The 9,006-nt window shown below is 70.1% G+C and carries 6 protein-coding genes; 2 read left to right on the top strand and 4 right to left on the bottom strand.

Translation table 11 applies throughout. The features are described from left to right. Positions 1-169: 169 nt before the first annotated feature. On the bottom strand, positions 170-1,372 hold the full coding sequence (locus tag FNH08_RS36380; RefSeq protein WP_152775799.1) for a S8 family peptidase: 1,203 nt from the start codon (positions 1,370-1,372) through the stop codon (positions 170-172). Between the two features lie 330 nt (positions 1,373-1,702). On the opposite strand from FNH08_RS36380, the gene FNH08_RS36375 reads away from it, so the two are divergent. Further along, positions 1,703-4,321 carry a glycosyltransferase family 1 protein gene (locus FNH08_RS36375; RefSeq protein WP_322726067.1) on the top strand — a complete coding sequence of 873 codons (2,619 nt, stop codon included), beginning with the start codon at positions 1,703-1,705 and terminating at the stop codon, positions 4,319-4,321. Between the two features lie 19 nt (positions 4,322-4,340). Here the strand turns inward: FNH08_RS36375 and FNH08_RS36370 are convergent, their stop codons facing one another. Beyond that, positions 4,341-5,015 carry a polysaccharide lyase family 7 protein gene (locus tag FNH08_RS36370; protein WP_322726066.1) on the bottom strand — a complete coding sequence of 225 codons (675 nt, stop codon included), beginning with the start codon at positions 5,013-5,015 and terminating at the stop codon, positions 4,341-4,343. Positions 5,016-5,178: 163 nt separating this feature from the next. Here FNH08_RS36370 and FNH08_RS36365 point away from each other — a divergent pair, with 163 nt between their 5' ends. After that, positions 5,179-6,384, top strand: coding sequence for a cytochrome P450 family protein (locus tag FNH08_RS36365; protein ID WP_152775798.1), 1,206 nt, complete (start codon positions 5,179-5,181; stop codon positions 6,382-6,384). Between the two features lie 59 nt (positions 6,385-6,443). Here the strand turns inward: FNH08_RS36365 and FNH08_RS36360 are convergent, their stop codons facing one another. Together FNH08_RS36360 and FNH08_RS36355 are read right to left on the bottom strand one after the other, a co-directional pair. After that, positions 6,444-6,998, bottom strand: a complete 555-nt coding sequence (locus tag FNH08_RS36360) for a DUF1990 family protein (RefSeq protein WP_152775800.1) — start codon at positions 6,996-6,998, stop codon at positions 6,444-6,446. Positions 6,999-7,097: 99 nt separating this feature from the next. After that, positions 7,098-8,759: a M4 family metallopeptidase gene (locus tag FNH08_RS36355; RefSeq protein ID WP_322726065.1), complete on the bottom strand. Its 1,662-nt coding sequence runs from the start codon at positions 8,757-8,759 to the stop codon at positions 7,098-7,100. Positions 8,760-9,006: the final 247 nt, after the last annotated feature.

The following is a 9,006-nucleotide window of genomic DNA, read 5'->3' as shown; positions in this document are numbered from 1 at the left end:
GAGGTGGGGCCTGCGGGGCGTACCGAAGGAGCCTTCCCACCCTACGCGGGTGGGCATTCCGGCACTTTGTTAACTACTCACGCGTATGTCTACACACAAGACCGGCCTCGTCCGGTGAGGGAGAGGCCGGTCCGTGCTTTTACGCTATGGTCGGGCGTTTACCCTGGTGCTAGGGGTTGTTGACCTGGAGGAGTTCGTTCGGTGAACCGATGCCCCGGCCCGTCACCTTGCCCGAAACAGCGCGGTTGACAAGTGCGCTGCTCACCTGCGCGGGGGTGGCCGCGCGGTGGTCGGCCAGGTAGAGGGCGGCCGCACCCGTGACGTGCGGGGCCGCCATCGACGTGCCGTCGAAGGTCATCTTCCCGGTGTCGCTCCGGTGCGAGGCGGAGGTGATCGCCACGCCCGGCGCGAACAGGTCCAGGCTCGAACCCCGGTTGGAGAAGCTCGCTCGCCGGTCCTTCTTGTCGGTGGCGCCGACGGTGACCGCCTGTTTGACGCGGGCGGGGGAGTAGAGCCCGGCCGACAGTCCGTCGTTGCCGGCCGCCACCGCGTACGTCACGCCGGACGCGATCGAGTTGCGGACGGCCGCGTCGAGCTGCGCGTTGCCGGGGCCGCCCAGGCTCATGTTGGCCACGGCGGGCTTCCTCGCGTTCTCGGTCACCCAGTCGATGCCCGCGATGACCTGGGCGGTGGTGCCCGCCCCCGCGTTGTCGAGGACGCGGACGGCGACGACCTTCGCTTTCTTGGCGACGCCGTACTTCGTGCCCACGGCGGTGCCCGCGACATGGGTGCCGTGTCCGTTGCCGTCCCCCGCCCCCTTGTCGTCGCCGACGAAGTCCCAGCCGTAGGACGCCCGGCCGCCGAAGTCCTTGTGGGTGATCCTGATGCCGGTGTCGATGACGTACACCGTGACGCCCTTGCCCGCCGACTCCGGCCATGTGTAGCTCTTGTCGAGCGGCAGGCCGGTCTGGTCGAGGCGGTCGAGCCCCCAGGACGTCGGGTTCGCCTGTGTGTGGTCGTACGTCACCCGGGTGTCCTGGACGACCGAGGCCACGCGGGAGTCCGCCGCGAGCGCCCTGGCCCGTCGTTCGTCCGTCGTCACGGAATAGCCGTTCAGGACTGAGCTGTAGGTGTGGCCGATTCTCGCCCCGTACTTCTCGGCGATGCCCTTTCCGGCGGCCGAGGGGGCCTTCGTTCCCCCTTTGAGTGTCACGATGTAACTGCCGCTCACGGAGCCGGCCGCGCCGGCGCCGAGTATCCGCCCCTGTGGGAGGGCGTGCGCGGGCAGGGTGATGGCCGAAAGCACCGCGGCCGTGGCCGCCGCGGTCAGGCCTCCCGCCCAGCGCAGACGCCTGTTCACCGTCTGTGCCATGGGTGAGTTCCCCTCCTCAACTCGACGTATTCCGGCCGGAGTTCGCCCGGTTTGACGGAGGCCGACCGGAACGTCACTGCGCAGCCTCTCGTGAGGTGTGAAGCACCACAAGGGCCCATTTTGCGCCTAAACCGGCGCCGCTCTCGCGGACCTGGTTGTTCGCCGTCGTGGTTCCTCAATTGATGGTTGCGACCGGTGGCACAGTGGGGGCGCATCCGTGAGGCGGCATGTTGCCGCTGGACTCTCGCCGCTACGGTCGTCGGTGACGAAGGGGCCCACAGCGCTGTGGGTCCCTCGGCCGCGCACGTCCTGTCGCGAAGGTGGAACTCAGTGAAGGCGATCCGCAGGTTCACCGTTCGACCCGTCCTCCCCGATGCCCTTCACCCGCTCAGCGAGCTGGCGCGCAATCTGCGCTGGTCCTGGCACGCCGAGACCCGTGATCTCTTCCAGTCGGTCGACCCGGAGCACTGGGCCTCCTCCGGTGGTGACCCCGTACGCCTCCTCGGCAGCGTCTCGGCCGAACGCCTCGCGGAACTGGCCGAGGACCGGCGCTTCCTGCGGCGCCTGGCCGCCGCGACCGACGATCTGCGCGACTACGTGAGCGGCGAGCGCTGGTACCAGACCCAGCCGGCCGGACTCCCGGCCGCCGTCGCGTACTTCTCACCCGAGTTCGGCGTCACCGCCGCCCTGCCGCAGTACTCCGGTGGCCTCGGCATCCTCGCCGGCGACCATCTGAAGGCGGCCAGTGACCTCGGCGTACCGCTCATCGGCGTCGGACTGCTCTACCGGCACGGCTACTTCCGCCAGACGCTGTCGCGCGACGGCTGGCAGCAGGAGCACTATCCGGTGCTCGACCCGCATGAGCTGCCACTGGTGCCGCTGCGGGAAGCCGACGGCTCCGTCGCCCAGGTCTCCCTCGCCCTCCCCGGCGGGCGTCGGCTCCAGGCCCGCATCTGGCAGGCCCAGGTCGGACGCGTCCCCCTCCTGATGCTCGACTCGGACGTGGACGAGAACGACCACGGCGAGCGCGGCGTGACCGACCGGCTGTACGGCGGCGGCAGTGAGCACCGTCTGCTCCAGGAGATGCTGCTGGGGATAGGAGGGGTGCGTGCCGTTCGGACGTACTGCCGGCTGACCGGCCACGCGCAGCCCGAGGTCTTCCACACGAACGAGGGGCACGCGGGCTTCCTGGGTCTGGAGCGCATCGCCGAACTCGGCGACCAGGGGCTGGACTTCGACGCGGGCCTGGAGGCGGTGCGCGCCGGGACGGTCTTCACCACCCACACCCCGGTACCGGCCGGCATCGACCGCTTCGACCGCGAGCTGGTGGCCCGCCACTTCGGGCCTGACGCGGAACTCCCGCGCATCGACGTGGAACGCGTCCTGCGCCTCGGCATGGAGACCTATCCCGGAGGCGAGCCCAACCTCTTCAACATGGCCGTCATGGGGCTGCGCCTGGGCCAGCGGGCGAACGGCGTCTCACTGCTGCACGGCCACGTCAGCCGGGAGATGTTCTCCGGGCTCTGGCCGGGCTTCGACCCGGACGAGGTCCCGATCACGTCGGTGACCAACGGCGTGCACGCCCCGACCTGGGTGGCCCCCGAGGTCTTCCGGCTGGGCGCCCGCCAGATCGGCGCGCAGCGCACCGAGGACGCCATGACCGTCGGCGGCTCGGACCGCTGGGACGCGGTGGGCGACATCCCCGACCAGGACATCTGGGACCTCCGTCGGGACCTGCGCGAACAGCTCGTCACAGAGGTACGGCATCGGCTGTACGCGTCCTGGCGGCAGCGCGGGGCGGGCACGGCCGAGCTGGGCTGGATCGACGACGTGCTGGACCCCGACGTGCTGACCATCGGCTTCGCGCGCCGCGTCCCGTCGTACAAGCGTCTGACCCTGATGCTGCGGGACCGCGACCGGCTGATGGACCTGTTGCTGCACGAGGAACGGCCGGTCCAGATCGTGGTGGCGGGCAAGGCTCACCCGGCGGACGACGGCGGCAAGCGGCTGGTGCAGGAGCTGGTCCGGTTCGCCGATGACCCCCGGGTGCGTCATCGGATCGTGTTCCTCCCGGACTACGGCATGGCGATGGCCCAGAAGCTGTACCCCGGCTGCGACATCTGGCTGAACAACCCGCTGCGGCCGCTGGAGGCGTGCGGGACGAGCGGGATGAAGGCGGCGCTCAACGGCTGTCTCAACCTGTCCGTCCTGGACGGCTGGTGGGACGAGTGGTTCCAGCCGGATTTCGGGTGGGCCATCCCCACGGCGGACGGCACCGCGACCGACGACGACCGCCGGGACGCCCTGGAGGCGTCGGCGCTGTACGACCTGCTGGAGCAGCGGGTGGCCCCTCGCTTCTACGAGCGGGGCCAGGGCGGCCTGCCCGACCGCTGGATCGAGATGGTCCGCCAGACCCTGACGCTTCTGGGGCCGAAGGTGCTGGCGGGACGGATGGTCCGCGAGTACGTGGAGCGCCTCTACGCCCCAGCGGCCCGCGCCCACCGGGAGCTGGCCCCCGACGTGGCGCGGGAGCTGGCGGAGTGGAAGGCGCGGGTACGTGCGGCCTGGCACCGGGTCACCGTGGACCACGTCGAGACCTCGGCCTCGGCGGCCACGGCGGAACTGGGCACGTCGCTCGCCCTGCGCGTGCGCGTGGGCCTGGGCGACCTGGCCCCGGACGACGTGGAGGTCCAGGCGGTCTCCGGCCGGGTGGACTCGGACGACCGCATCGCGGACGCGGCGGGCGTCCCGCTGAAGCCGACCGGCGGCCCGGACGAGGACGGCCGCTGGGTCTACGAGGGCCCGCTGTCCCTGGACCGCACCGGCCCCTTCGGCTACACGGTCCGCATCCTCCCGTCCCACCGACTGCTGGCGTCACCGGCGGAGCTGGGGCTGGTGGCGGTGCCGTCGGAGGAGGCGGGGGAGGGCGCCGGAGTGCTCATGAGGTGAGGGGCGGACCGGGGCGGGCTCACTTGCGATACAGGTGGATGTTCTTGATGTACGCGTCGGAGCGGGCCGACATGCCCGCCCGGCCGTACAGCCCGCACTTGAAGTAGTGCGTCGCCCTGCCGTGGTCCGCGTAGCTCGCCTTGAATCGGCGGTTGACGAAGACGTGGACGGCAGCGGCGGCCGTGTCGTGGACGACGTTGAGGCGGAGGTACGTGTCGTAGATGGGGGCCTGGATGACCTGGTCCGTGTAGTTGTAGTAGGTCAGGCTGTCGTGCGTGGCCAGGGTCATGAAGGCCGTGGCCCACGAGGAGCCCCCGAACACCTGCATAACGCACACGTTGTGCGCCCCGGCGCCCACCTTGACGTCGGCCTCGAACTGGGCCGAGCCGGAGGTGTACTGGTCGAGGAAGCGGAGCTCACTGCGCGGACCGGAGTCCTGCCCGGGGAAGGTGCTCGGGTCGCTGTCGTACAGCCAGAAGTGGTGCTCGCCGTCGGAACCGACCGTGTGGCGGGTCCTGTCGGGCGGCTGGTGCAGGTTGTGGGCGGCCGACACCTCCGTCCAGCCGCTGCCGATGGGCGCCGCCGCGGCGGGCGTGGCCGACAGTCCCCAGCCGGCGAGGCCGAGCCCGGCTCCGGCGCCGCCTACGAGTAACGATCTTCTGCGCAGTCCCTTGCCGTTCTTCGTACCGGACACGGAGCACCCACTCCCTTATTGGTCCAGACCTGGCGTGAGCATGCCTATCGCTGCTGTCCGTAGAGGTCAACCCTCACTGCGGGAACACCTGTCCGAAAACGGCCGTGGGTCCGTTCGGCGATCGAGTTAGCGTGCAGTCCAGACCATGAACAGGGGGAACCACATGGCGGCCAAGACAGCCGTTGACTTGCAGGAACTCGGCACCGCATTCACCCGCGACCCCTACCCCGTCTACGCCCGGCTCCGCGCCGAGGGGCCGGTGCACCGGGTGCTCGACACCGATGGTGAGGAGGTGTGGCTCGTCGTCGGCCACGAGGCGTGCCGGGCCGCGTTCACCGATCCGCGGCTCAGCCGGGACTGGGTGAGGTCCGGGAACATCAAACAGATCATCAACACCGAGCAGGCTGTCCCCGCGCTCATGCACATGCTGATGGCGGACCCGCCGGACCACACCCGGTTACGGCGGCTGGTGGCCCGGGAGTTCACCCCGAAGCGTGTCGAGGGGCTTGCCCCGCGCGTCCAGCAGATCACCGACGAGCTGCTGGACGCGATGCTGGCGGAACCGGAGCGGCGGGCCGATCTGATCGCTTCCTTCGCCTTTCCGCTGCCCATGACCGTCATCTGCGAACTGCTCGGCGTGCCCGAGCTGGACCGGGACGCCTTCCGCGGCTGGTCCAACGAGATGGTCGCGCGGACCAGCCCCGAGGGGGAGGCGCGCGCCTACCAGGAGTTGACGGCGTACCTCACCGAGCTGATCGCGGCCAAGCGGAAGAACGCCGGTGAGGATCTGCTCAGCGCCTTGATCCACGCCGCCGACGAGGAGGGTGACCGGCTCGCGCCGAACGAGCTCGTCGGCATGTCCAGCCTGCTGCTCATCGCCGGTCACGAGACGACGGTCAACCTGATCGGGAACGGTGTGCGGGCGCTGTTCGCGCATCCCGGTCAACTCGCCGACCTGCGCGCCGACTTCGGGCTGCTGGACGGGGCCATAGAGGAGATGCTGCGGTACGACGGGCCGGTGGAGAACTGCACGGACCGACTGGCCCTGGAGGACGTGGAGATGGGCGGGGTGACCATCCCCAAGGGCGCCACCGTCCTGATCAGCATGGCGGACGCCGACCGTGACCCCGAGCGCTTCAAGGAGCCGGACCGGTTCGACATCCGCCGGGACGCACGCGGCCACATGGCATTCGGCCACGGCCTGCACCACTGTCTGGGCGCGCCGCTGGCGCGGCTGGAGGGCCGGATCGCGATCCGCACCCTGCTGGAACGCTGCCCGGACCTCGCGCCGGACGCGGACGAGGCCGGGCTGCCCTGGGTGCCGGGGCTGCTGATCAGGGGCGTACGGAGACTGCCGGTGCGCTGGTGAGCGCACCGGCAGTCTCGCCGCACACCCGGTTCAGACCTCAAGGCGCCCGGTTCATGCCTTCAGACCTCGAGGTCCTCGCACAGCCTCCGCAGCACCGCCCCGCAGCGACGCGCGTACGCCTGCTGCAGGCCACGGGTCGCCGCGCCTCCGGCCCGCGCGTACCACTTCGCCGGGCGGCTGAACGCCGTGACGGCCAGCCACACCGTGCCGTCGCCCGTGCGGTAGAGGACGAACGCCTCCTCGCCGCGCTCGGGGTGGCCCGGGAGGGTGCCGTAGGCCCATCCCTTGTGGCGGGGTTCGTCGATGGTCCAGACAACGCGGCAGGGAGCCTTGATGACCCCGCCGAGGCTGACCGTGACGTCGACGCCGGGCGCGGCCTCGGGGGCGTCGGTCGTGATGCCCACCCCGACCGCGCGGTGCAGTTCCCAGGTGAACAGGAGGCGGGCGGCCCGGTCGAAGACGTCCGTGCCCTCGCCTATGCGGGTTCTGACATCCATCGGCCTGAAGCCGGGCGGGCAGTGACCGGACCGGGTCGCGCCCACGTCCTCGTACGTGAAGGGACCGTGGGGCAAGGGGCCGTCGGCGGAGTCGTGGTGAGGTAGCTGGCCGTCCATGGGGGGCATGGGGCCACAGCCTAGGACGGTACCCGAAGTAGCCTTCCCTTCGGGTACCGTCCGGCCTTCAGATGATCAGGCCCGGCGTCATCCGGTGCGTCATCCGGTGACGTTCACCGCGGCCCACGTCGCGTTCACCGCGTTGTACTCCGTGCTGCCGGAGCCGTACAGCGCCGCCGCCGCGTTCAGGGTCGCCGTGCGCGCGCCCTTGTAGTTGGTGGTGGACGTCATGTACTCGGTCAGCGCCTTGTACCAGATCTTGGTCGCCTTGTCGCGGCCGATGCCGGTGATCGTGGCGCCGTTGGACGTCGGGGAGTTGTAGCTGACCCCGTTGATCGTCTTGCTGCCGCTGCCCTCCGAGAGGAGGTAGTAGAAGTGGTTCGCCGGGCCCGACGAGTAGTGCACGTCCAGCCCGCCCAGGCTCGACGACCAGTAGTTCGCCGACGAACCGTCCTTGCTCGGCTGGTCCATGTAGCGCAGCGGGGTGCCGTCGCCGTTGATGTCGATCTTCTCGCCGATGAGGTAGTCGCCGACGTCCTTGGAGTTGGCCGCGTAGAACTCGACCGCCGTGCCGAAGATGTCGGAGGTCGCCTCGTTGAGGCCGCCGGACTCACCGCTGTAGTTGAGGCCCGCCGTGTTCGACGTGACGCCGTGGGTCATCTCGTGGCCCGCCACGTCGATCGAGGTCAGCGGCTTGGTGTTGCCCTCGCCGTCGCCGTACGTCATGCAGAAGCAGCTGTCGTCCCAGAACGCGTTGACGTACGCGTTGCCGTAGTGGACGCGGGAGTAGGCGGCGACGCCGTTGTTCTTGATGCCGTTGCGGCCCAGGACGTTCTTGTAGAAGTCCCAGGTGACCTGGGCGCCGTAGTGGGCGTCCACGGCGGCCGTCTGCGAGGTCGAGGAGCTCGACGCGGTGCCGGTGCCCCACGTGTCGTCCGCGTCCGTGAAGAGCGTGCCCGCCGAGGAGGACGTGGAGCGCGCCTTGTTGTACGTCTTGTGATTGCCGCGCGAGGTGTCGTTGAGCTGGTACGTCGAGCCGGACAGCGAGGTGCCTATGGTCACCGAGCCGCTGTACTGGCTGTTGCCCGTGCCGGTCTGGATGGCCTCCCACTCGTACAGCTTCTTGCCGGTCTGCGCGTCGGTGACGACGTGCAGCGCCTGCGGGGTGCCGTCGTGCTGGAAGCCACCGACGACCGTCTCGTACGCGAGGGCCGGCTTGCCGTTCGCGGCCCAGACGACCTTGCGCGGGGCCTTGTCCGCCTCGGACTTGGTGGAGCCCTCCGCCTTGGCGGCCTTCACGGCCTGCTTCTCGGCCGTCGCCTTGGTGACGTCCGCCGTGAGGTCGGCGACCTTGATGGCGGCCTTCGTGGCCTTGGTGACGCCCTCGCTCCTGCCGGACTTCGACTCGTGGACGACCAGGTCGCCGCCGAGGACCGGGAGCCCGGCGTAGGTGCGCTCGTAGCGCGTGTGGGTCGTGCCGTCGGCGTCTCTGATGACGTCGCGGACGACGAGCTCCTCCTTGGCGCCCAGGCCCAGCTCGTCGGCGGTCTCGCCCGTGGCGGCGTCGGCCTTCTTGATCAGGGCGGTGCGCGCGGCCGGGGTCAGGGTGACCGGGGCGGCGGTCGCCTTGGAGGACGTGGCGGAGGGTTCCGTCTGGGCGGAGGCACCGGTGGTCAGACCGGTGGTGATGAGGGCCCCGGCGGCGACGGCGGTCGCGATGGCCAGGGTGGTGCGCTTGTGACGCGCGTAGAGGGGAGTCACACGAGCTCCTTGTGGGGGAGCCGGGCAGTTGTGGGGCAACTGCCCGGGGTGGTTGTGAAGTTGCGGTGCTGGTGCGGCGGTTGGTGGAAGAGTGGCATCAGGGACGCGTACATGTCAGGACCCTCAAGTGATGTTGGCCGAAAAGCGGCAGCCGGATGAATGTTGCGGGCGTGTGAACCGGCCCTGACCTCGGTAAAGCGCCGACAAAGGCGAGCCCTGCGGAGCGCAAAAGAGGGCGCCGCCCCGG

The sequence above is a fragment of the Streptomyces spongiae genome (assembly GCF_009377185.1).
GTDB lineage: Bacteria > Actinomycetota > Actinomycetes > Streptomycetales > Streptomycetaceae > Streptomyces > Streptomyces spongiae.
This window is presented reverse-complemented; position numbering and strand designations above follow the sequence as displayed.